Source organism: Streptomyces sp. NPDC042364, assembly GCF_056437585.1.
This window is the reverse complement of record NZ_JBWKAJ010000011.1, coordinates 127,710-150,771: the sequence shown is the minus strand read 5'-3', so window position 1 is coordinate 150,771 and position 23,062 is coordinate 127,710. Positions and strand designations below refer to the sequence as shown.

21 protein-coding genes and 1 tRNA gene are annotated in these 23,062 nt (G+C 72.1%); 9 read left to right on the top strand and 13 right to left on the bottom strand.

Going from position 1 to position 23,062, the window contains the following annotated elements; all coding sequences use genetic code 11:
• Positions 1-140: 140 nt before the first annotated feature.
• Positions 141-893 carry an SDR family oxidoreductase gene (locus AC067N_RS23060; RefSeq protein ID WP_478680867.1) on the top strand — a complete coding sequence of 251 codons (753 nt, stop codon included), beginning with the start codon at positions 141-143 and terminating at the stop codon, positions 891-893.
• Between the two features lie 162 nt (positions 894-1,055).
• Positions 1,056-1,649, top strand: a complete 594-nt coding sequence (locus AC067N_RS23055) for a TetR/AcrR family transcriptional regulator (RefSeq protein WP_478680750.1) — start codon at positions 1,056-1,058, stop codon at positions 1,647-1,649.
• Positions 1,650-1,727: 78 nt separating this feature from the next.
• Here AC067N_RS23055 and AC067N_RS23050 read toward each other — a convergent pair whose 3' ends face one another.
• The 7 genes from AC067N_RS23050 to AC067N_RS23020 form a co-directional block, all read right to left on the bottom strand.
• Positions 1,728-2,942, bottom strand: coding sequence for an acyl-CoA dehydrogenase family protein (locus AC067N_RS23050; RefSeq protein WP_478680749.1), 1,215 nt, complete (start codon positions 2,940-2,942; stop codon positions 1,728-1,730).
• 6 nt (positions 2,943-2,948) lie between these two features.
• Positions 2,949-3,995, bottom strand: coding sequence for a phosphotransferase family protein (locus AC067N_RS23045; protein WP_478680866.1), 1,047 nt, complete (start codon positions 3,993-3,995; stop codon positions 2,949-2,951).
• A 233-nt stretch (positions 3,996-4,228) separates the two neighbouring features.
• Complete coding sequence (locus tag AC067N_RS23040; RefSeq protein ID WP_478680748.1) at positions 4,229-5,140, bottom strand: MBL fold metallo-hydrolase; 912 nt, start codon at positions 5,138-5,140, stop codon at positions 4,229-4,231.
• A 132-nt stretch (positions 5,141-5,272) separates the two neighbouring features.
• A complete protein-coding gene (locus AC067N_RS23035) occupies positions 5,273-5,596 on the bottom strand; it encodes a DUF202 domain-containing protein (RefSeq protein ID WP_478680747.1) in 324 nt (107 codons plus the stop codon).
• Positions 5,593-5,985, bottom strand: coding sequence for a YidH family protein (locus AC067N_RS23030; RefSeq protein ID WP_478680746.1), 393 nt, complete (start codon positions 5,983-5,985; stop codon positions 5,593-5,595). Before AC067N_RS23030 ends, AC067N_RS23035 begins: the two co-directional genes overlap by 4 nt.
• Positions 5,986-5,995: 10 nt before the next feature.
• Complete coding sequence (locus AC067N_RS23025) at positions 5,996-6,541, bottom strand: NUDIX domain-containing protein (protein WP_478680745.1); 546 nt, start codon at positions 6,539-6,541, stop codon at positions 5,996-5,998.
• 54 nt (positions 6,542-6,595) lie between these two features.
• On the bottom strand, positions 6,596-7,489 hold the full coding sequence (locus tag AC067N_RS23020; protein ID WP_478680744.1) for a DMT family transporter: 894 nt from the start codon (positions 7,487-7,489) through the stop codon (positions 6,596-6,598).
• Between the two features lie 301 nt (positions 7,490-7,790).
• On the opposite strand from AC067N_RS23020, the gene AC067N_RS23015 reads away from it, so the two are divergent.
• The 3 genes from AC067N_RS23015 to AC067N_RS23005 all read left to right on the top strand — a co-directional run bounded on the left by AC067N_RS23015 (position 7,791) and on the right by AC067N_RS23005 (position 10,998).
• The gene (locus AC067N_RS23015; RefSeq protein ID WP_478680743.1) at positions 7,791-9,446 is read left to right on the top strand and encodes an FAD-binding dehydrogenase; all 1,656 of its coding nucleotides are present in this window, start codon (positions 7,791-7,793) and stop codon (positions 9,444-9,446) included.
• A gap of 147 nt (positions 9,447-9,593) precedes the next feature.
• Positions 9,594-10,379 (top strand): molybdopterin-dependent oxidoreductase, encoded by a 786-nt coding sequence (locus AC067N_RS23010; RefSeq protein ID WP_478680742.1) that lies wholly within the window; start codon positions 9,594-9,596, stop codon positions 10,377-10,379.
• Positions 10,363-10,998, top strand: coding sequence for a cytochrome b/b6 domain-containing protein (locus AC067N_RS23005; protein ID WP_478680741.1), 636 nt, complete (start codon positions 10,363-10,365; stop codon positions 10,996-10,998). The genes AC067N_RS23010 and AC067N_RS23005 overlap by 17 nt, the downstream gene beginning before the upstream one ends.
• A 73-nt stretch (positions 10,999-11,071) precedes the next feature.
• Here the strand turns inward: AC067N_RS23005 and AC067N_RS23000 are convergent, their stop codons facing one another.
• Together AC067N_RS23000 and AC067N_RS22995 are read right to left on the bottom strand one after the other, a co-directional pair.
• A complete protein-coding gene (locus AC067N_RS23000; RefSeq protein WP_478680740.1) occupies positions 11,072-12,469 on the bottom strand; it encodes a GntP family permease in 1,398 nt (465 codons plus the stop codon).
• A gap of 180 nt (positions 12,470-12,649) precedes the next feature.
• Entirely contained in the window at positions 12,650-13,165 is a 516-nt protein-coding gene (locus AC067N_RS22995) for a gluconokinase (RefSeq protein WP_478680739.1), read from the bottom strand.
• 141 nt (positions 13,166-13,306) lie between these two features.
• Between AC067N_RS22995 and AC067N_RS22990 the strand changes: the two genes are divergently transcribed.
• Complete coding sequence (locus AC067N_RS22990) at positions 13,307-14,032, top strand: FadR/GntR family transcriptional regulator (protein ID WP_478680738.1); 726 nt, start codon at positions 13,307-13,309, stop codon at positions 14,030-14,032.
• Positions 14,033-14,045: 13 nt separating this feature from the next.
• Here AC067N_RS22990 and AC067N_RS22985 read toward each other — a convergent pair whose 3' ends face one another.
• The 4 genes from AC067N_RS22985 to AC067N_RS22970 all read right to left on the bottom strand — a co-directional run bounded on the left by AC067N_RS22985 (position 14,046) and on the right by AC067N_RS22970 (position 20,218).
• Positions 14,046-14,507, bottom strand: a complete 462-nt coding sequence (locus tag AC067N_RS22985) for a YchJ family protein (protein WP_478680737.1) — start codon at positions 14,505-14,507, stop codon at positions 14,046-14,048.
• A 19-nt stretch (positions 14,508-14,526) separates the two neighbouring features.
• Entirely contained in the window at positions 14,527-15,915 is a 1,389-nt protein-coding gene (locus AC067N_RS22980) for a M1 family metallopeptidase (RefSeq protein WP_478680736.1), read from the bottom strand.
• A 68-nt stretch (positions 15,916-15,983) separates the two neighbouring features.
• Positions 15,984-19,850, bottom strand: a complete 3,867-nt coding sequence (locus tag AC067N_RS22975; RefSeq protein ID WP_478680735.1) for a Pls/PosA family non-ribosomal peptide synthetase — start codon at positions 19,848-19,850, stop codon at positions 15,984-15,986.
• Positions 19,851-20,133: 283 nt separating this feature from the next.
• Positions 20,134-20,218 (bottom strand) — tRNA-Leu (locus tag AC067N_RS22970).
• 199 nt (positions 20,219-20,417) lie between these two features.
• Here AC067N_RS22970 and AC067N_RS22965 point away from each other — a divergent pair.
• The 3 genes from AC067N_RS22965 to AC067N_RS22955 all read left to right on the top strand — a co-directional run.
• The gene (locus tag AC067N_RS22965; protein WP_478680734.1) at positions 20,418-21,743 is read left to right on the top strand and encodes a M20/M25/M40 family metallo-hydrolase; all 1,326 of its coding nucleotides are present in this window, start codon (positions 20,418-20,420) and stop codon (positions 21,741-21,743) included.
• 208 nt (positions 21,744-21,951) lie between these two features.
• Positions 21,952-22,185, top strand: coding sequence for a chaplin ChpH (gene chpH, locus AC067N_RS22960; protein WP_478680733.1), 234 nt, complete (start codon positions 21,952-21,954; stop codon positions 22,183-22,185).
• A 129-nt stretch (positions 22,186-22,314) separates the two neighbouring features.
• On the top strand, positions 22,315-23,062 hold a 748-nt coding region (locus AC067N_RS22955; RefSeq protein WP_478680732.1), incomplete at its 3' end, for a chaplin.

The following is a 23,062-nucleotide window of genomic DNA, read 5'->3' as shown; positions in this document are numbered from 1 at the left end:
GCCCCTCGGGCGGCGGATTCGACGGGACGTCGCTGCCGATGCCCCTTCTCTGTCACATACCGACCGGTTAGTCTGGCGGCTGAAGATGAGCCGTTCGTGGTGGGTAGTGGGCCTCGGGTAAGGAGTCCGGTGTGGGTGTCATGCAGGGTGCGGGAGTGGTGGTCACGGGGGCCGGGGGCGGGATCGGGGCCGCGCTGGCCCGGCGGTTCGCGACGGAAGGCGCCCGGGTCGTCGTGAACGATCTCGACGGGGACCGGGCGAAGGCCGTGGCCGACGAGATCGGGGGGATCGCCGTGCCCGGCGACGCGTCGGCGATCGTCGGCCCGGCGCGGGAGGCGCTCGGCGGCACGGTCGACGTGTACTGCGCCAACGCGGGACTCGCCTCCGGCGGGACGGAAGCGGCCGACGAGAAGGTCTGGGCGCTCGCCTGGGACGTGAACGTGATGGCGCACGTCCGGGCGGCCCACGAACTGCTCCCGGAGTGGCTGGAGCGCGGCAGCGGCCGCTTCGTCTCGACCGTCTCGGCGGCCGGGCTGCTCACGATGATCGGGGCGGCGCCCTACAGCGTCACCAAGCACGGGGCGTACGCCTTCGCCGAGTGGCTGTCCCTCACCTACCGGCACCGGGGGCTCAAGGTGCACGCGATCTGCCCCCAGGGGGTGCGCACCGACATGCTGACGGCGTCCGGCAGTGCGGGCGACCTCGTCCTCGCGCCGACCGCGATCGAGCCGGGGGACGTCGCCGACGCGCTGTTCGAGGGCATCGAGAAGGACCGCTTCCTGATCCTGCCGCATCCCGAGGTGGCGGACTTCTACCAGGCGCGGGCGACCGACCCGGAGCGCTGGCTGACGAACATGAACCACATCCAGCAGAAGTGGGAGACCACGGGCTGACCCACCTGCCCGGCGGGCCGGCGGCCGGGAGTGGGATGATCCTGCGACGGGATCGCCCGTTCCGGCCGGTCGGGAACCGGTCGACGGCCCGGCCGGGAACCGTTCGACGGCCGTGGGGCGACCAGTAGGCGACGACAGAACTCCGAAAGGCAGGTGGCGGAAGTGCCCAGGACGACGGACGGAGACGGTACCCCCGTCCCGCAGCGGCTGCTGGCCGCCGCCACCCGGCTCTTCGCCGAGCAGGGCTACGACCGCACGTCCGTACAGGAGATCGTCGAGGCGGCGGGCGTCACCAAGGGCGCGCTGTACCACTACTTCGGTTCCAAGGACGACCTGCTGCACGAGGTGTACGCGCGCGTCCTGCGGATCCAGCAGGAGCGGCTCGACGCGTTCGCGGGGGCCGACGCGCCGGTGGAGGAGCGGCTGCGGGGCGCCGCCGCCGACGTCGTCGTCACCACCATCGACAACCTCGACGACGCGATGATCTTCTTCCGCTCGATGCACCACCTGAGCCCCGAGAAGAACAAGCAGGTCCGTGCCGAGCGCCGCCGCTACCACGAGCGCTTCCGCGCGCTCGTCGAGGAGGGCCAGGAGTCGGGCGTCTTCTCCAAGGCCACCCCCGCGGACCTGGTCGTCGACTACCACTTCGGTTCCGTGCACCACCTGTCCACGTGGTACCGGCCCGACGGCCCGATGGGCCCGCAGGAGGTGGCCGACCACCTGGCCGACCTCCTGCTGCGCGCGCTGCGTCCGTAGTACCGGGCGCCTTGGGGCTCGGGGGCGCGCGGTTCGTCGGCGAACCCCGCACCCCCGGGTCATGCGGCGCCCCAGAGATCACACGTAGCGCTTCAGCTCCCGCCGCGCCAGCGACCGCTGGTGCACCTCGTCCGGCCCGTCCGCGATCATCAGCGTCCGCGCCCCCGCGTACAGCTCGGCCAGCGGGAAGTCCTGGCTGACACCGCCCGCCCCGTGCAGCTGGATCGCCCGGTCGATGATGTCGACGACGGTCCGCGGGGTCGCGATCTTGATCGCCTGGATCTCGGTGTGGGCCCCCCGGTTCCCGGCCGTGTCCATCATCCACGCGGTCTTCAGCACGAGCAGCCGCAGCTGCTCGACCGCCACCCGCGCGTCCGCGATCCAGTTGTGCACCACGCCCTGCTGGGCCAGCGCCTTGCCGAACGCCTCGCGGGCCACCGCCCGCCGGCACATCAGCTCGATCGCCCGCTCGGCCATCCCGATGAGCCGCATGCAGTGGTGGATGCGGCCGGGGCCGAGCCGGGCCTGCGCGATGGCGAAGCCGCCGCCCTCCTCGCCGATCAGGTTCGACGCGGGCACCCGCGCACCCTCGAAGATCACCTCGGCGTGGCCGCCGTGGTAGTGGTCCTCGTACCCGAAGACCTGCATGGCCCGCTTCACCGTGACACCCGGGGTGTCACGCGGCACCAGCACCATCGACTGCTGGCGCCGGATGTCGGTACCCTCCGGGTCCGTCTTGCCCATCACGATGAAGATCTTGCAGTCGGGGTTCATCGCCCCGGAGATGTACCACTTGCGCCCGGTGATGACGTAGTCGTCGCCGTCCCGCTCGATCAGCGTGGTGATGTTGGTGGCGTCCGAGGAGGCCACCTCGGGCTCGGTCATCGCGAAGGCCGACCGGATCTCACCGGCGAGCAGCGGCTCCAGCCACTGCTTCCTCTGCGTGTCGTCGCCGAACTGCGCCAGCACCTCCATGTTGCCCGTGTCCGGCGCCGCGCAGTTCAGCGCGGTCGGCGCCAGCTGCGGCGAACGCCCGGTGATCTCGGCGAGCGGGGCGTACTGGAGGTTGGTGAGCCCGGCCCCGTACTCGGCGTCGGGCAGGAAGAGGTTCCACAGGCCCTGCCTGCGGGCCTCCGCCTTCAGCTCCTCCACCACGGCCGGTGTGTCCCACGGCGAGGCCAGCTCGGCCCGCTGCTCCTCGGCCACGGCTTCCGCCGGGTACACGTACTCGTCCATGAAGGCGAGGAGCTTGGCGCGCAGCTCCTCCGTACGGGCGTCGAATGCGAAGTCCATGCTGGATCAGCCTTCCTGGGAGCCGGAACCGGAGCCGGTACGAAGAGTCGTCAGGCCGTGTTCGATGAAGACGGGGACCAGATCGCCGATGCGGTCGAAGCCGCGGCCGACCGTCTGGCCGAGGGTGTACCGGTAGTGGATGCCCTCCAGGATCACGGCGAGCTTGAACCACGCGAAGGCCGTGTACCAGGCGACGGCCGACACGTCACGGCCCGAGCGCTCGGCGTAGCGGGCCACGATCTCGGCCGGATCCGGGTGCCCGCCGGCCGTCGCGGTCGTCGAGACGGGGGAGTCGGGCAGCCCGAGCGGCACGCTGTACATCACCAGCAGACCCAGATCGGTCAGCGGATCGCCGAGTGTGGACATCTCCCAGTCGAGGATCGCCCTGATCCGGTCGTCCTCGCCCAGCAGTACGTTGTCCAGCCGGTAGTCGCCGTGGACGATCGCCGGGGCGGGGGAGTCGGGGAGCTGCCGGCCGAGGGCCGCGTGGAGTTCGTCGATGCCGGCCAGCTCGCGGTTGCGGGACGCGTCCAGCTGCTTGCCCCAGCGCCGCAGCTGCCGGTCCAGGAAGCCCTCCGGGCGGCCGAAGTCGGCGAGGCCCACCTCGGCGGGGTCCACCGCGTGCAGCTCCACCAGGGTGTCGACCAGGCTCAGCACGGCGGCGCGGGTGCGTTCGGGGCCGAGCGGCGCGAGCTGCTCGGCGGTGCGGTACGGGGTGCCCTCGACGAAGTCCATGACGTAGAAGGGCGCGCCGAGCACCTCCTCGTCCTCACACAGCAGCACGGGACGCGGCACGGGGACGTCCGTCGCGTGCAGCGCGCTGATCACCCGGTGCTCACGCCTCATGTCGTGCGCGGTCGCCAGGACGTGGCCGAGCGGGGGGCGCCGGACGACCCACTTGGTGACCCCGTCCGTGACCTCGTACGTCAGGTTCGACCGCCCGCCCTCGATCAGCCGGCCGGTGAGCGGACCGGCCACCAGTCCGGGCCGCTCGGCGTCGAGCAGGGCACGGAGCCGGTCGGGGTCGAGACCTGGCGGGTGGTCTGGGCGCATCATTGCTCCTACACACGGGGAGAACGGAACCAGACTCATGATGCCGACCGGTCGGTATGTCGTCCAGTGGGCGGGCCGAAAGTGATCGGAGTCTCGACGGGATCCGGCCGCGCGGGCCGGATACCGAGCCGTCACCGGGGCGTCCGGTCGCCGTCGCCGTCACCGGGGCGTCCGGTCGCCGATGCCGTCACCGGGGTGTCCGGTCGCCAGGGGGCCACCGGGCCGTCCGGGCGTCACGCGTGGCAGGTCATCATCTCCCCGCCGTTGACGGTCGCCATGTCCATGAACCCGGCGAACGGGTCCACGCCCTCGCCCTCGGGCAGTCCGTCCAGCTCGGCGTAGGCCCGGTGCAGATTGGCCACCAGCCGCTCGCTCTCGGGGAGCGCGGCGTACTCGCCGAGATCCGTGGATGTCGCCGCCTCCAGCGGAGTGAGTCCCGCCGCGCGGGACTTCTCGGCGACCTGCGCCACGAACCGCGTGTACCGCTCGGCCCGGTCGAGGGCCGACGGGTCCGTCACCGGCCCGTGCCCCGGGACGACGGTCTCGGCGCCCAGCTCCCGCATCAGCGCGAGGGCCCGCAGCGAGCCGCTCAGCGACCCCATCAGGAAGAACGGCGTACCGCCCTCGAACACCAGGTCCCCCGCGAACAGGATCTTCCGGTGCGGCAGCCAGACGAGCGAGTCGCCGACCGTGTGGGCGATGCCGGGGTGGATGACCTGGGCCTCGATGTCCCCGACATGCACGGTCATCCGGTCGTCGTACGTCAGGTCAGCGCCCTCGATGCCGATGTCGCCGAAGTCGGTCTGCGGCCACAGCAGATGCAGATGCCGCCCGCCGGCCAGGGCCTCCCGCCGGCAGGCCGAGTGCGAGACGAGCGTGGCGGCCGGTGTGAAGAAGCCGTTGCCGTAGGTGTGGTCGCCGTGGTGGTGGGTGTTGACCAGGAAGCGCGGAGCGGGGACGCCGGTCGCGTCGAGCGCGGCGCCCAGTGCGCGGGTCCGGCGCTCCGTCGCGGCGGTGTCCACCAGCAGGGTGGTCTTCCCGTCGCTCACGAACCCGGAGTTGTTGAGACACCATCCGCCGTCCGGCTGCACATACGCGTACACGTCGCTCGCCAGCTCGACGGTGTACGGCTCTCCTGCGGTCATGGTGATCCCTTTCATCAGCCCGAACCGTCGCCAACCGGTGCTCAGAGCCTGCCGGCCGGCGACGACCCACCGAAAGGCGATCCACCGAGATCCGGGTGCGGGAAAGGCTCCGCCTGCCGGTGCGTCCGCCGGTCAGAACACCAGGGCCGCACCGCACACCGCGAGGGCGACCGTGCACAGCGCGGCCGCGACGGCGGCGCGTGGCGCGAGAGCAGCGGGTCGGAGCCCCGCCAGGGCGCCGATTCGGCGGTGGGCGAGCCCCAGGAGCCCCAGCCACAGCGCCGCGCACAGGGCGGCCGCCACCACACCGGGCGCCGTCGCGCCGCCGTGCAGCGCGGACTTGACGGCGAGCACGGCGATCACGGCGCCGGTCAGGGTCGTGCGCCGCCAGGCCAGCCGGGTGCGCTCCGGCTGGAGCCCGGGATCCCGCTCGGCGGCCTCCCGGAGCGGGCTCACCCCTCCCACCCGAGCAGGACGACGGCCACCATGGCGATCGCGACGACGGCGACCACGACGCCCAGCGCGGCCGGGAAACGCGACACCGGCAGATCCTCGCCGCGCCGCATCGCCCGTTCGCAGCGCACCCAGTGGTTCACCGCGCGGAGCGCGCACAGCACCCCGGCGCCGAGCAGGGCGAGCGCGAGTCCCACGCGCCACCCCCACCGCAGGTCCGGCAGGAACTGGTCCACCGCGAAGCCACCGCCGATGAGGGCCAGCGCGGTGCGCAGCCACGCCAGGAACGTCCGCTCGTTCGCCAGCGAGAACCGGTAGTCCGGCGTCCCGCCCTCATGCCGGATCTCCTCCGGCGCGAACCAGAGCCGGACGTTCCGCATGAACTCGATCACTCCAGGGACCCTACCCGTCGCCCCCGTAGCCCCCGGTCCCCGCCCCTGCGGCCCCCCGTGCCCGCAGCCGCTCCCACGCGGCCAGCCCGTCCGGCACCCACTCCCACTCGCCCAGCCGCCGCTCGACCTCGGCCTCCGTCAGAAAGCCGTACCAGTCGACCTCCTCTGCCTGCGGGTTCACCGGCAGTGTGCAGCGCACCTCGTACACGGCCGACCACCAGGTCCCGCCGTCCCCGTCGTCGTACAGGAACTTGAACAGCGGTACCGGCCGGGGCAGCCCGGAGACCCCCAGCTCCTCCTCCGCCTCGCGCAGGGCGGCCTCGTCGTAGGACTCGCCCGCGCCGACCACCCCGCCCACGAACATGTCGTACAGGGAGGGGAAGACCAGCTTGGTGGCCGTCCGGCGATGGACGAAGATCCGTCCCTCGGCGTCCCGGGCCCGCACGAACACCGCCCGGTGCCGCATCCCGCGCGCGTACACCTCCCCGCGCGGGGCCTGTCCGATGACCTGGTCGTTCTCGTCCACGATGTCGAGGATCTCGTCGGCGGCACTCATGCCCTCATCCAACCAGGCGGGCCCCCGCCCCCGGGCAGGGGCGGCCCCGCGCGGTCAGCTCCGCTGGAGCTCGGGCACCCGTGCGCCGCCGGAGTGGTTGCACGGCATCGCCGGATGCATCCCGAGCAGCACGACGCCGACGACGATGCCGACGAGCCCGGCCGCCTCCCAGGCGAGCGCCCCCGCGTCGGCGCGCAGCCGGTCCCCGAGGAAGCCCACCCCGCACGCGATCCCCGCGAGCGGCTGCGCGGCGGTCAGCGCGGGCAGCGACATCCGCAGCGGCGCCGCCTCGAAGGCGCTCTGCACCAGCAGCAGCCCGGTCACCCCGAGCAGCAGCACCCCGTACGGCTCCCAGGTGGTGAGCAGCCCGCTCCAGCCGTGCTCGGCGAACACCTGGCCGCTGACCCGGGTGAGCGCGTCCTGGACGCCGTACAGGAGCCCGGCGGCCACGCCGAGCAGGACCGGTGCGGCACTGAGCCGGGACCGCTTCGCGTACCCCGTCAGGAGCAGCGCGGTCCCCACCATGACGCCGATGATCAGCCACTGTCGCAGGGCCCCGCCGGGGGCCGCGCCGCCCTGCGGCTGCCCCGCCACGATGAACGCCGTCACCCCGCCCGCGAGCAGCGCGAGCCCCGCCCAGCCCTGGCGGCCCAGCGGCTGCCGGTTCCGGCGGCGGGAGAGGGCGAGCGCGAAGAGCAGATTGGTCGCGAGGAGGGGTTCCACCAGCGTGAGCTCTCCCTGACCGAGCGCGACGGCGCCCAGCGCCATACCGCAGACCATCAGCCCGATCCCGCCGAGCCAGCGGGGCACGCGGACCAGGTCGAGGAGCAGTCGGGGGGAGAGGAAGTCGCCGATCGGCGCGTGCGCGGCGGCCTGCTGCTGGAGCACGAAGCCGAAGCCCAGACAGCAGGCGGCGCAGATGGAGAGGAGGAGAACGAGAACCGACACGCGGAATACCTAGGGTCGTCGGACGGGCCGCCGCGGCCGTCCCACCGGATGAGCCGCTCGGATTCCCGCGGAGGGTGGTTTGTACCTCTACGGGTGGCCCGATACGTATTGTGACGACTTTAGCCTCCGCGCCGTGGGCTGTCCGTAAGGGGAGACACATCCGGGCAGTTGACTAGGTCACGTCTTCTGCCGAAGGATCAGTCCCCAGAGCTGCTGACCGGCCAGTAACAAGCGCCGGCCCGCGGCCGGCCCGGCACGCCCGCCTCCGCTTGAGCGCCCCGTTCCCGAGAGGACGTCCTCCATGTCGTACGACGCAGATGTGATCGTGATCGGGGCGGGCCTCGCCGGGCTCGCGGCGACCGCGGAGCTCGTCGACGCGGGTCGCAAGGTGATCCTCCTCGACCAGGAGCCGGAGCAGTCGATCGGCGGGCAGGCCCACTGGTCCTTCGGCGGTCTCTTCCTCGTCGACTCGCCCGAGCAGCGCCGTCTGCGGATCAGGGACAGTCACGCCCTGGCCCTCCAGGACTGGATGGGCACGGCCGGCTTCGACCGCGAGGAGGACCACTGGCCACGCAGGTGGGCGGAGGCGTACGTCGACTTCGCGGCCGGCGAGAAGCGCGCCTGGCTCCACCGGCAGGGCGTCCGCTTCTTCCCCGTGGTCGGCTGGGCCGAGCGCGGCGGCTACGACGCGAACGGACACGGCAACTCCGTCCCCCGCTTCCACATCACCTGGGGGACCGGCCCCGGCCTCGTGGCGCCCTTCGAGCGGCGGGTCCGGGAGGGCGTGGCGCGGGGGCTGGTGCAGCTGAGGTTCCGGCACCGCGTCACCGGCCTCGCGCGCAGCGCGGGCGCCGTGGACACCGTCAGCGGCGAGATCCTCGAACCGTCCGCGATCGAGCGCGGGCAGCCCAGCAACCGGACCGTCACCGGTGCCTTCGAGTTCAGGGCCCAGGCCGTGATCGTCACCTCCGGCGGCATCGGCGGCAACCACGACCTCGTCCGCGCCAACTGGCCCAAGCGCCTCGGCAACCCCCCGGAGAAGATGATCTCCGGTGTGCCCGCGCACGTCGACGGCAGAATGCTGGGCATCGCCGAGGAGGCGGGCGCCCGCCTGATCAACCGCGACCGCATGTGGCACTACACCGAGGGCATCCAGAACTGGAACCCCATCTGGGACAACCACGGCATCCGCGTCCTGCCCGGCCCTTCGTCACTGTGGCTGGACGCACGCGGCAAGCGCCTGCCGGTGCCGCTGTTCCCCGGCTTCGACACCCTCGGCACGCTCGAGCACATCATGAAGACCGGGTACGACTACACCTGGTTCGTGCTCGACCAGAAGATCATCGGCAAGGAGTTCGCGCTCTCCGGCTCCGAGCAGAACCCCGACCTCACCGGCAAGTCGATCAAGGACGTCTTCGTCCGGGCCCGCGCGGACGTGCCCGGCCCGGTCAAGGCATTCATGGACAACGGCGTCGACTTCGTCGTGGAGAAGGACCTCGGCTCCCTGGTCCGCGGCATGAACGCACTCACCAAGGACCCCCTGATCGACGAGGCGGAGCTGCGCCGCGAGATCGTGGCCCGCGACCGCGAGATCGCCAACCCGTTCACCAAGGACCTCCAGGTCATGGCGATCCGCGGCGCCCGCAACTATCTGGGCGACAAGCTGATCCGCACCGCGACCCCGCACCGCATCCTCGACCCCAAGGCGGGCCCCCTCATCGCCGTCCGCCTCAACATCCTCACCCGCAAGACCCTCGGCGGCCTGGAGACGGACCTGTCGTCCCGCGTCCTCACCGAGGGCGGCGACCCCCTGGAGGGCGTGTACGCGGCGGGCGAGGCCGCCGGCTTCGGCGGCGGCGGCGTCCACGGCTACCGCTCCCTGGAGGGAACCTTCCTCGGCGGCTGCCTCTTCTCGGGCCGCACCGCGGGCCGGGCGGCGGCGAAGGCGACGGCCTGAGGCCCCGACGGGGGTATTCCGGAGGTCCCGCACGGCACCCGCACACCGCGCCGGCCTCGCGGGAGGCCGCCCGGCGGAAGTGACGGAATTCTGACGAACATCCGCCGTCCCTGGCACGACCGGGCCGGCGGATGGTCGAATCAAAGGGTGAACCCTGAACATCCCGAGGCGCGGGAAGCGCCGACGGAGCACCCCGAAGAGCGCGAGGGCCACGACGGCCGGGACCCGGACCAGGGCAAGCCCATCGGCCGCCGTATCGTCCTCGGCACCCTCGGCCTGGGCGCCCTGGGCGTGGTCTCCGCGCCCGTCCTCCAGCGCGGCCTGGAGGCGTTCCTCGGCGAGGCGGCCCGGAAGGACCCCACCGGCCTGACCGGTCTGCTCCCCAACGGCGGAGGCTTCCGCTACTACTCGGTGACGGCGTCCGTCCCGCGCAAGAACGCGAAGGACTATCGCCTCACCGTCGACGGCCTGGTCGACCGGCCCGCCACCTACACCCTCGCCGATCTGCGGGCGCTCCCGCAGACCCGGATGGTGAAGGACGTCCAGTGCGTGACCGGCTGGCGGGTCCCGGACACCCCCTTCGAAGGCGTACGGCTCTCCGAGCTGCTGGACGCGGCCGGGGTGCGCTCCTCGGCCGGCGCGGTCCGCTTCACCTGCTTCGACGGGGCGTACAGCGAGAGCCTCACCCTGGAGCAGGCCCGCCGCGCGGACGTCCTCGTGGCCCTGCGCATGCAGGACGAGGACATCAGCCACAACCACGGCGGCCCCGTGCGCCTCTACGTCGCCCCGATGTACTTCTACAAGTCCGCCAAGTGGCTCTCCGGCATCGAGGTCACCGAGGACGTCGAGCCCGGCTACTGGGAGAAGCGGGGCTACGACATCGACGCGTGGGTGGGCCGGTCGAACGGGCGGGACGATGAACCGACGACTTGAGACACCGCCCGCCGAGGCCGAGGCCGAGGCGCCCGCGCGCGTCCGGCGCTTCACCCCCGCCGAGCGCTGGATCCACCGCACCACGGCCGCGCTGATGGGGCTCTGTGTGGCGACGGCGGCCTGCCTCTACCTGCCCGCCCTCGCCGAACTGGTGGGCCGCCGGGCCCTGGTGGTGACCGTGCACCAGTGGGCGGGCCTGCTCCTGCCCCTCCCGGTTCTCGCGGGTCTGGCCTCCCGCGCGTTCCGCGCCGACCTGGGCCGGCTGAACCGCTGGGGGCCGCACGACCGCGTCTGGCTGCGCGCCGTGCGCCGCCGTGTCCCCGGCCCCCGCCCCGCCGCCAAGTTCAACGCCGGGCAGAAGGTCTACGCCGCCTGGATCGCCGGCGCCACGCTCGTCATGCTCGCCACCGGTCTGATCATGTGGTTCACCCATCTCACCCCCCTGGCGTGGCGCACCGGCGCGACCTTCGTCCACGACTGGCTGGCCCTCACCATCGGCATCGTCCTCGCCGGCCACATCGGCATGGCCCTGGGCGACCCGGAGGCCCGCCGGGGTCTCCGCACGGGCCTGGTCACCAAGGAGTGGGCGGACCGGGAGCACCCGCTGTGGCGGCCGTAGGGCCGCCCCCTGGCCGGGCGCCGGCCTCCGGACGGGCGCCGGCCCACAGCCGGACGCCCCCCGGACAGCCCGCCTAGATCACCAGCGACAGCAGCAGCACGATCGCCCCCGCCACCACCGAGATGATCGTCTCCATGACCGACCAGCTCTTGATGGTCTGGCCGACGGTCATGCCGAAGTACTCCTTGACCATCCAGAAGCCGGCGTCGTTGACATGGCTGAAGAACAGGGAGCCGGCACCGATGGCGAGGACGAGCAGCGCGGTGTGCGTCGTCGACATGTCGGCGGCCAGCGGTGCCACGAGTCCTGCCGCGGAGATGGTGGCGACGGTCGCCGAGCCCGTCGCGAGCCGGATGCACACCGCGATGAGCCAGGCCAGGACGAGCGCGGGGATGGACCAGTCCTCGGAGATCTCCAGGACCATCTGCCCGACTCCGGAGTCGATCAGCGTCTGCTTGAAGCCGCCGCCGGCCCCGACGATCAGCAGGATGCCCGCGATCGGCGCGAGGGACGTCTCCACGGTCGACGACAGCCGCTCCTTGGTGAACCCGGCCGCCCGCCCCAGCGTGAACATGCCCACGATCACCGACGCGAGCAGCGCGATCAGCGGCGAGCCGACGACGTCGAAGACCCGCTGCACCATCCGCTCGGGGTCGTCGACCACGATGTCCACCAGCGCCTTGGCCAGCATGAGCACCACGGGCAGCAGCATCGTCGCGACGGTCGCACCGAACCCGGGCCGCTTCTCCAGCTCCTCGGACGCCCGCGCGGGGATCATGCGCTCGGGCACCGGGACGTCCACCCAACGCGCCGCGTACCTCGAGAACAGCGGCCCGGCGACGATCACGGTCGGCACGGCGACGAGCAGTCCCAGCGCCAGCGTGACCCCCAGGTCGGCCTTCACCGCGTCGATCGCCACCAGCGGCCCGGGGTGCGGCGGGATCAGCCCGTGCATGACGGACAGACCGGCGAGGGCCGGGATGCCGATCCGCATCAGCGAGTAGTTGCCCCGCTTGGCGACCATCAGCACCACCGGGATCAGCAGCACGATCCCGACCTCGAAGAACAGCGGCAGCCCGATCACGGAGGCGATCAGCACCATCGCCCACGGCATCGCCCGCCCGCCGGCCTTCGCGAGGATCGTGTCGACGATCTGGTCGGCGCCCCCGGAGTCGGCGAGCAGCTTGCCGAGGATCGCGCCCAGCGCGATGAGCACCCCCACCCCGGCCACGGTCGTCCCGAGTCCGGTGGTGAAGCTGACGATCGCCCTGTCCAGCGGTGCCCCGGCGAACGCGCCGAGCGCGAGCGAACCGATGGTCAGGGCCAGGAAGGCGTGCACCTTGAACCTGGTGATGAGCAGGACGATGACGGCGATGCCTGTCAGGACGGCGATGCCGAGCTGAGCGTGGCCCGCCGAGGTGATCGGCTGGATGGGGTCCGCTGCCAGCATCTCGACGCTGAGTCCGGTCACGGTGATTCCTTGAAGGGAGGGGAAGGGGGAGCGGACAGGGGAGGAGGAGGGGAAGGGGGAAAGGGAAAGCGAAGAGGGGAGGGGGAGGGGAAGGGGGAAAGGGGAAGCGAAGAGGGCAGGGGGAGGGGGAGGGGGAGACGAAAGGCAGAGGGGCAGAGGGAGGTGGAGGCCGGGGAAGGGCTACGACACCCGGCCGAGCCCCTCCAGCGCGGCGACCGCCCGCTCGCTGATCTCCTCGGGGCCGCCCGAGACATCGACCTCGACCCCCGCCTCGTCCGCCCCCAGCGGCTGCAGCGTGGCGAACTGCGAATCGAGCAGCGCGGTCGGCATGAAGTGCCCCCGCCGGTGCGCCATACGGTCCTCGATCAGCGCCCGGTCACCCGCGAGGTGCACGAAGACCAGTCCGGGCGCGGCGGACCGCAGCCGGTCCCGGTAGGCGCGCTTCAGCGCCGAGCAGCTGACCACACCGCCGAGCCCGGCCCGGCCGCGCGCCCAGCGGCCGATGGCGTCCAGCCACGGCCACCGGTCCGCGTCCTCCAGCGGTGTCCCGGCCGACATTTTCGCGATGTTGGCCTCGGGGTGGAAGTCGTCGCCCTCGGCGTACGGAACGCCGAGCCGGTTCGCGAGCAGGGGACCGATAGTCGTCTTGCCGGTCCCCGCCACGCCCATCACCACGACGACGGGAGCGGTACGCATCGCAACCTCGCTGTCCTCGTCGACTTCTGGGACGCCATTCGACGTCGACGACACTGAAGCCCATTAGGTATGACTAATTCAAGACCTCGTCAAAATAAACCTGACTTTTCTCGGTCCCGCACTCCTCGTACCCTGATCCCCATGACCACACCGGGCCGGGGACTGCACGGCCGAGTACTGGACACGCTCGGCCCGGCGATCACGGCGGGCGAGTACCCGCCCGGCAGCGTCCTGCGCACGGACGAACTCGCCCAGCGGTTCGAGGTGTCGCGGTCCGTGATGCGCGAGGCGGTGCGCGTGCTGGAGTCGATGCACCTGGTCGAGTCCCGCCGCCGCGTGGGCGTCATCGTCCGCCCGTCCGCCGCGTGGAACGTCTACGACCCGCAGGTCATCCGCTGGCGCCTCGCGGGCGCAGACCGCCCCCGCCAGCTGCGCTCGCTGACCGTCCTGCGCTCGGCGGTCGAACCGGTCGCGGCGGGGCTGGCCGCCACCCACGCCACCGCCGAGCAGTGCGCCGCGCTCACCGAGTGCGCGATCGGCATGGTCGCCAACTCACGCGGCCACAGACTGGAGGGCTACCTCTACCACGACGTCGCCTTCCACCGGCTGATCCTCAACGCCTCCGGCAACGAGATGTTCGCCCGCCTCGGCGATGTCGTCGAGGAGGTCCTCGCGGGCCGCACCCATCACGAGGTCATGTTCCACGACCCGGACCCGGCCGCCGTCACCCTCCACGTCCACGTCGCCGAGGCCATCCGGGAGGGCGACGCCACCCGCGCCGAACGACTCACGCGGGAGATCACCGAGGGCGCCCTGAAGGAACTCGACATCCTGGCCCCCAACGGCCGCCCCGCGGACTCCGGTTGACCCAGGGTCGGTTCTAATCCAGGAACTCCCCGTCCACGTACACCCACGCCCCCTCCACCCGCTCGAAGCGGCTGCGTTCATGGAGGGAGCCGCCCCGGTACGAGGCGCGGAAGGTGACCGTGCCGGTGGTGTGGAAGGCCGAACCGTCACTCGTGCCGAGGATCTCCAGGCCCGTCCAGCGCATGCCCGGGTCGAAGCCGACGTGTGCCGGACGCGTGCGCGGGTGCCAGGTCCGCAGGAGGTACGCCTCGTCCCGGACGACGAACGCGCTGTACCGGGACCGCATCAGGGCCTCGGCGGTCGGCGCCCCGGCGGGCCCGGCGTGGAAACGGCCGCAGCAGCCCTCGTACGTCCCCGGAAGCCCGCACGGGCAGGGGCGAGCGGCGTTCGACGACACCCCGCCTGCCGGCCGGGGACTGCCGGCCGACCGGGACGAGGTCTTCGAACGGGCCTTGGAGCTGCGACGCGACGACATGACCGCCATTGTGCCGGGCCTACGCGGAGCCCGCGTTCGTCGGCGGGTACGGCGGCCGCGCCGGCACCGCGCCACCCGCCGGCGCCGCCTGCGGCAGCGGCGGCAGCGCCGGCTCGTACAGCCACGCCGAGAACAGATCGTCCAGCGGCCCCTCCGCGTACCGGCCGGCGTGCGCGGTGAACGACGCCGTCGTCACCGCACCGCCCCGGTGCACGGCCGCCCAGCCCCGCAGCATCCGGAAGAACGCCGCGTCACCGAGGGCGCAGCGCACCGCGTGCACGGTCAGACCGCCGCGTTCGTAGAGCCGGTCGTCGAACATCAGCTTGCGGCCCGGGTCCGCCAGCCGCAGATCCTGGGGGAGCGCCGCCAGCTTCCGGTGCGCGACGGCCGCCAGCTGCCCCGCCGTACGCCCGCCGGAGCGCTCCGACCACAGCCACTCCGCGTACTTGGCGAACCCCTCGTTCAGCCAGATGTGCCGCCAGTCCGCGATGGACACGCTGTTGCCGAACCACTGGTGGGCCAGCTCGTGCGCCACCAGCCGCTCCGAACCCCGCGCCCCGTCCACATGGTTGGCGCCGAACAGCGACAACCCCTGCGCCTCCACCGGGACATCGAGCTCCTCCTCGGTCACCACCACCGCGTACTCACCGAACGGATACGGCCCGAAGAGCTCCTCGAACAGCTCCATCATGGCGGGCTGCCGCGCGAAGTCCCGCGAGAATCCGGTGAGCATGTGCGCCGGGATGTGCCCGTGCTGCGGCACCCCGCCCGGCCCCGGATCACCCAGCAGCACCGTCTGGTACTTCCCGATCGACAGACCGACGAGATAGCTCGACGTCGGCGCCGACTGCTCGTACACCCACGTCGTCGTGGACGCCTTCGTCGTCCGCGTCAGCAGCCGCCCACCCGCGACCACCTGGTACGCCGAGGGCGTGGTGATCGAGATCTGGTACGACGCCTTGTCCGCCGGCCGGTCGTTGCACGGGTACCACGACGGCGCCCCCACCGGCTGGCTCGCCACCAGCGCCCCGTCCGCCAGCTCCTCCCAACCGAGCCCGCCCCACGGGCTGTTCACCGGCTTCGGATTCCCCGACCACTGCACCTCGACCGTGAACGCGGCCCCCGCCCGGATCGGCTTGGCGGGCCGGATACGCAGCCTGCCGCCCCGGTGCGTGTAGTGCGGAGCCTTCCCGTCGACCCGGACCCGGCCGATCTTGAAGTCGGCCAGGTTCAGCTGGAACTCGGTGAGCGCCGCACGGCCCGCTATGGCGTTCAGACGGGCGGTCCCGGACAGCCGGTTCGGCCCGGGACGGTAGTCCACACCCAGCTCGTACCGGTGCACCCGGTAGCGGGCGTCACCGTTCGCCGGGAAGTACGGGTCCGGACCCATCGCCTGCTGAACCGCCACTGCCGCTTCTGCTCCCCGCTCCGCTGTCGTACGACGTCCATCGTCCCCCGGCGTCGCGGACGCGGCACTCAGGGCCGCCACACCTCGATCGGGTTGCCCAGCCACCGGGTGTCGTCCGGGACGGACTCCGCGGCCATGACCAGCGACGCCGGACCCAGCGTGGTGCGGGCCCCGACCACACTGCCGGGCAGGACGATCCCGCCCGGGCCCAGGGTGGCGCCCTCACGGAGTTCCACAGTATCCGTCCGCAAGATCCGGTCGTGGAAGAGGTGGGTCTGCAGCACGCATCCCCGGTTCACCGTGGCACCGTCGCCGAGCGTCACCAGATCGGCCTCGGGCAGCCAGTAGCTCTCCACCCACACCCCCCGGCCGATCCGCGCCCCGAGCCCCCGCAGCCACACGTTCATCAGCGGCGTACCGGGCACCGACCCCGCCAGCCAGGGCACGGCCACCACCTCCACGAAGGTGTCCGCCAGCTCGTTGCGCCACACGAACCCGCTCCACAGCGGATGCTCACCGCCGCGGTGCCGCCCCACGAGCAGCCACTTCGCCACGACCGACAGCACACACCCCACCGCGCCCGCAGCCAGCAGCACCGGCCCGCCGAGCAGCCACGCCCAGCCGCCCAGCGCGCTCAGCACGGCCACGGTCAGCAACGCCAGCCCCGCCGAGCAGAACACCGGCACGATCCGGCACAGCTCCACCAGGGCCCGCGCCCACAGCAGCCGCGCCGGCGGCTCGTACGTCCGGCTCCGGTCACCGCCGGCCGCCGCCCTCGGCAGCCTCATCGGCGGCAGCCCCAGGTACGAGCCGCCCTTCTTGGCCTTCTTCGGCGTCGCCGACAGCACCCCGACCAGCCCGCCGTCCGGCACGGAACGCCCCGGCGCGGTCATCCCGGAGTTCCCGAGGAACGCCCGCCGCCCGATCTCCGCCCGCCCGATCCGCATCCAGCCGCCGCCCAGCTCGTACGGCGCGGTCAGCGTGTCGTCCGCGAGGAACGCCCCGTCCCCGACCGTCGTCAGACTCGGCAGCGCGAGGACCGTGGACACCTCGGCGCCCTTGCCGATCCGCATCCCGAGCAGCCGCAGCCACACCGGGGTCACCAGCCCCGCGTACAGCGGGAACAGCGTCTCCCGCGACCGGTCCATCAGCTGCGTCACCGTCCACGCCTGCCAGCCGACCCGGCTGTGCGTCGGATGCGTGCCCTCCCGCAGCCGCAGGCTCAGCAGCCGCACGGCCACGAGCAGCAGCAGCGCGTACGCCGCCCCGAACGCCAGCGTCGCGGGCACCAGGCCCACCGCGGCGCCCCGCACCGCGGAACCCAGCCCGGCACCCGGCGCCACGAACAGCGCCAGCACGGCCAGCGCGGCGACACCGGCGAGCAGCGGCAACGCGGTCAGCCCGACACCGGTCGCCCCGTACGCGGCCCGCCAGAACAGGCCCCGCTGCGGCCGCTCCTTGGGCCAGTTCCGCTTCGCCTTGCCCAGCTTGACCGCCGGAGCCCCGGCCCAGCGCTGCCCGGTGGGGATCTGCCCGACCACCGCCGACCCCGGAGCCACCTCGGCCCGCTTGCCGACCCGTGCTCCCGGCAGCAGCATGCTCCGCGTCCCGACCACCGCGCCGGCGCCCACCTTCACGGCCCCGATCTCCAGCCGGTCCCCGTCCAGCCAGTACCCGGAGAGGTCCACCTCCGACTCCACGGCCGCACCCCGCCCGAGCTTCAGCAGTCCGGTCACCGGCGGCAGCGTGTGCAGATCGACATCGGCCCCGACCCTGGCGCCCAGCGCCCGCGCGTACCGTTCCAGCCACACCCCGGTCAGCGACGTCGCCCCGCTGAACTCGGCCAGCCGCTCGGCGGCCCAGAGCCGCAGATGCACGCTCCCGCCGCGCGCGTACCGCCCCGGCCGGACCCCGCGCAGCAGCAGGCGAGCCCCGCCCGCCGCCACCGCGAGCCGCCCCGGCGGAGTGAAGAACACCAGCACCCCCACCACCACGGCCCACCAGGGCGCCGTCGGCAGCCAGGCGTACGCCCCGAGCAGATTCCCCAGCGCGGCCAGCGGAACGACCCACCGCAGTCCGAGCAGCGTGAACAGCGGCACGAGCAGCAGCAGCTGCACGGCCCGCGCCCGCACCGGCACCGCCACCACGGCCCGCCCCGCACCGTCCTCCTGCGCCGACTCCTCCAGACACCGGGCCAGTTTCCGCAGCGTCGGCCGCTGATAGACATCCAGCACGGCCACGCTCGGATACCTGCTCCGCAGCCGCGTCGTCAGCTGCGCGGCGGCCAGGCTGCCGCCGCCGATCGCGAAGAAGTCGTCGTCGGCGCCGCCCACCGGCACACCCAGCACCGCGGCCCACTGCTCGGCGAGCCACGCCTCGGTTCCGTACAGCCGCTCGGCCGGCCCGCCGGTCTCCACCCCCGGCAGCGGCCACGGCAGCGCGTCCCGGTCGACCTTCCCCGACGTCCGCGTGGGCAGCTCGTCGACCGGCGCCAGCAGCGGCACCAGCGCGGCGGGCAGCTCCGCCCGCAGCCGCTCCACGGCCGCCGCCCGGTCCCACCCGTCCTGGGTGACCACATACCCGACCAGCAGCTGGTTCCCGCTCCGCGCGGTCCGTACGGCGGCCGCGGCGCCCGCTACACCGGGCAGCCCCTGCAACGCGGCATCCACCTCACCCAGCTCGATCCGCCGCCCGCCGAGCTTGATCTGCTCGTCCGCCCGCCCGAGGAAGACCAGCCCCTCCGGCTCGGCCCGCACCAGGTCACCGCTGCGGTAGGCCCGCTCCCAGCCGAGCGACTCCAGCGGCGCGTACTTCTCCGCGTCCTTCCCGGCGTCCAGATACCGCGCGAGCCCCACCCCGCCGATCACCAGCTGGCCGCTGCCGCCCATCGGCACCGGCTCCCCGGCCTCGTCGACCACGGCCAGCTCCCAGCCGTCCAGCGGCAGCCCGATCCGGACCGGCTCCGCACCACTCATCAGCGAGGCACACGCCACGACGGTCGCCTCGGTCGGCCCGTAGGTGTTCCAGACCTCGCGCCCCTCCGTCACCAGCCGCTGCGCCAGCTCCGGCGGACAGGCCTCACCGCCGAAGATCAGCAGCCGTACGTCGTTGAGCGTCTCCGGCTCCCACAGCGCCGCGAGCGTCGGCACCGTCGACACCACGGTGATCTCCTGCTCGACCAGCCACGGCCCCAGATCGGCACCACTCCTGACCTGCGCACGCGGCACCGGCACCAGACAGGCCCCGTACCGCCAGGCCAGCCACATCTCCTCGCACGACGCGTCGAAGGCCACGGAGAGCCCGGCCATCACCCGGTCCCCGGGCCCGATGGGCTCCTCGGCGAGGAACAACTCCGCCTCGGCGTCCACGAAGGCGGCGGCGCTGCGATGGCTCACCGCCACGCCCTTGGGCTTCCCGGTCGACCCCGAGGTGAAGATGATCCACGCGTCATGCCCGGCCCCGGGCCGCGCGGCGGGGGAGTCGGACACCCCGTGGACGGTCAGCTCGTGCCCGGCCCCGATGACGGCCCGCACCCCGGCCTCCCCGAACACCAGCTCGGCCCGTTCCTCGGGATCCTCGGCGTCCACCGGGACGTAGGCGGCCCCAGCCGCCAGCACCGCGAGAATCGCCACGTACAGGTCGTTGGTGCCCGACGGCACCCGCACCCCGACCCGATCCCCGAGCCCGACCCCCGCCGCGCCCAGCCTCCGCCTCAGCCGCTCCACCTCGATCGCCAGCTCGCGGTAGGTGAGCCGGCGCCTGCCGTCGTCCAGCGCGGGCTCCTCCGGACACGACCGCACGGACGCCTCGAAGATGTCGACGAGTGTGCGGGGAGAGGCGGCGGGCCCCGCGGAGAAGACGGCCGGCCCGTCGAGTCCCTCAGCCGGTTTCCCCTCCAGCAGGGTCAGCCCGGGACTCTCGTACACGGCGGCCATCGGATCCTCGCCTCTCGCACCCGGACGATCCGGGGGCACCGGCGGGCCCGCAGGTCTGCCTGGGGATGTTTCCGTCCCGGCGCCGAACAAGCCCCATACTGTAGTGCTCAAGTGACTACGGCCTGTCGTATCGACCAAGAGGGCGCATCCGCAGAGCAACCCGGAAGCACCGGGCCCTCCGCCCTGAGCTGGGGTTTTCCGGGCGGGACGAGACCTCTCCCACATTTCGCCGCACAGCACGCACAAAGGCCGCGACCTGATGGTCGCGGCCTTCGCCACTGTGTGTCCGAGGGGGGACTTGAACCCCCACGCCCGATAAAGGGCACTAGCACCTCAAGCTAGCGCGTCTGCCATTCCGCCACCCGGACAAGGTGTCTGTCGTGCGGGGTGTCCCCCGCGGCGACAGAGGAAACATTACCAGGCTTTCGGAGGCCCTCGATCACACCCCGTTCCCCGGGCGGCCGGGCGTGAACGGCCCTGTGACGGGCCGGTCCCGGTCTTGGGGCGGGAGCCCCGCAGGAGGAGGATGAGGAGGAACCACCAGCAGCGACAGCGGGAGGAAGCAGCGTGAGCGAGACGGACACGGCCAGGCGCGTGACCGGCGAGGACGAGGTCGTGGACCTCTGCCGCGAGCTGATCCAGATCGACACCAGCAACTTCGGCGACCACTCGGGCCCGGGTGAGCGCAAGGCCGCCGAGTACGTCGCGGAGAAGCTCGCCGAGGTGGGTCTCGAACCGCAGATCTTCGAGTCGCACCCGGGTCGTGCCTCGACGGTGGCCCGCATCGAGGGCGAGGACCCGTCCCGGCCCGCCCTGCTCATCCACGGCCACACCGACGTCGTGCCGGCCAACGCGGCCGACTGGACCCACCACCCCTTCTCGGGCGAGGTCGCGGACGGGTGCGTGTGGGGCCGGGGCGCGGTCGACATGAAGGACATGGACGCGATGACCCTCGCGGTCGTACGGGACCGGCTGCGCAGCGGCCGCAAACCCCCGCGCGACATCGTCCTCGCCTTCCTCGCCGACGAGGAGGCCGGCGGCACCTACGGCGCCAAGCATTTGGTCAAGAACCACCCCGACCTCTTCGAAGGCGTCACCGAGGCGATCAGCGAGGTCGGCGGTTTCTCCTTCACCGTCAACGAGCAGCGGCGGCTCTATCTGATCCAGACGGCCGAGAAGGGCATGCACTGGATGAAGCTGACCGTGGCCGGCACGGCCGGGCACGGCTCGATGATCCACCGCGACAACGCCATCACCGAGCTGTCCGAGGCCGTGGCCCGCCTCGGCCGCCACACGTTCCCGGTACGGGTCACCAAGACCACCCGCGCCTTCCTCGACGAACTCGGCGACGCGCTGGGCACCGAACTCGACCCGGAGAACATGGAGGGCACCCTCGCCAGGCTCGGCGGCATCGCCAAGCTCATCGGCGCCACCCTCAGCAACACCGCCAACCCCACCCAGCTCGGCGCCGGCTACAAGGTCAACGTCATTCCCGGCGAGGCCACCGCGCATGTCGACGGACGGTTCCTGCCCGGCTTCGAGGAGGAGTTCCTCGCCGACCTCGACAAGATCCTCGGACCCAGGGTCCGGCGTGAGGACGTCCACTCCGACAAGGCCCTGGAGACCACCTTCGACGGGGCGCTCGTGGACGCCATGCAGTCCGCGCTGCTCGCCGAGGACCCGGCCGCGAAGGCGGTCCCCTACATGCTCTCCGGCGGTACCGACGCCAAGTCCTTCGACGACCTCGGCATCCGCGGCTTCGGCTTCGCGCCGCTGAAGCTGCCGCCGGAGCTGGACTTCGCGGGAATGTTCCACGGCGTCGACGAACGGGTGCCGGTGGAGGGTCTGAAGTTCGGTGTGCGCGTGCTCGACCGTTTCATCGACGCGTCCTGAACCCCGTGCCGGCCGCTGACAGGACCTGAACGGGCCTTTTTTCGCACGAATTACGCGCTGAATACGACGCTTGCTTTTATTCGTCAGCGCGTACGAAGAACGACCGGGACGGGTGAATCGGACCATACGCTCGTAGCCCCGAACATCCCTCCTCGTTACAGGTGGTGCGACTCGCTAGTCGGGGTCGCTTTGCCAACAAGGAGGAACAATGATCAAGAAGGTCGTCGCTGCTGCGGCTGCCACCGGTGGTCTGGTGCTCGCGGGTGCGGGTATGGCTGTCGCCGACGCCGGTGCCCAGGGTCAGGCCTTGAACTCCCCGGGTGTCGCGTCCGGCAACGTCGTCCAGGCGCCCGTCCACGTTCCGGTGAATGTGTGCGGCAACACGATCAGCGTGATCGGGCTGCTGAACCCTGCCTTCGGCAACTCCTGCATCAACCAGTGACGTTGTGCCTCACCCGGTGAGGGTCCGATAAACGTCGGCCCCGGAGTGCGCACCATGCACTCCGGGGTCGATAAGTCTCTGGACATGCTGAGAAAATCAGAACTTAAGGCTAAGGCAGGTAAATCAGCAATGCGACAGGTCACCCGCAAGCGCCTGATGACGATTGCGGCCGCGTCCGGCGTCCTCGCCGCGGCCAGTGGTTACGCGCACGCCGACTCCGGCGCCCAGGGCTCCGCGACCAACTCGCCCGGCGTCCTCTCCGGCAACAACGTCCAGGCGCCCGTCGAGGCAGAGGTCGACGCCTGCGGCAACACCGTCAGCGTCGTCGGACTGCTCAACTCCGCGTCCGGCAACGATTGCTCCAACGCCGGCGGCGGTGCTGGCGCGGCCCAGGCCGGGGGTTCCGAGGCGCAGGGTCAGGCCGGTGGCTCGCCTGGCGTGCTGTCCGGCAACAACGTGCAGGCTCCGGTGCATGTCCCGGTGGACGTGTGCGGCAACAGCGTCAGCGTGGTCGGTGTCGGCAACGGGGGCACGGACAACGACTGTTCCAACGCCGGCGGCGGTGGTGGCGCGGCCCAGGCGGGGGGTTCCGAGGCGCAGGGTCAGGCCGGTGGCTCGCCTGGCGTGCTGTCCGGCAACAACGTGCAGGCTCCGGTGCATGTCCCGGTGGACGTGTGCGGCAACAGCGTCAGCGTGGTCGGTGTCGGCAACGGGGGCACGGACAACGACTGTTCCAACGCCGGTGGCGGTGGTGGCGCGGCCCAGGCGGGGGGTTCCGAGGCGCAGGGTCAGGCCGGTGGCTCGCCTGGCGTGCTGTCCGGCAACAACGTGCAGGCTCCGGTGCATGTCCCGGTGGACGTGTGCGGCAACAGCGTCA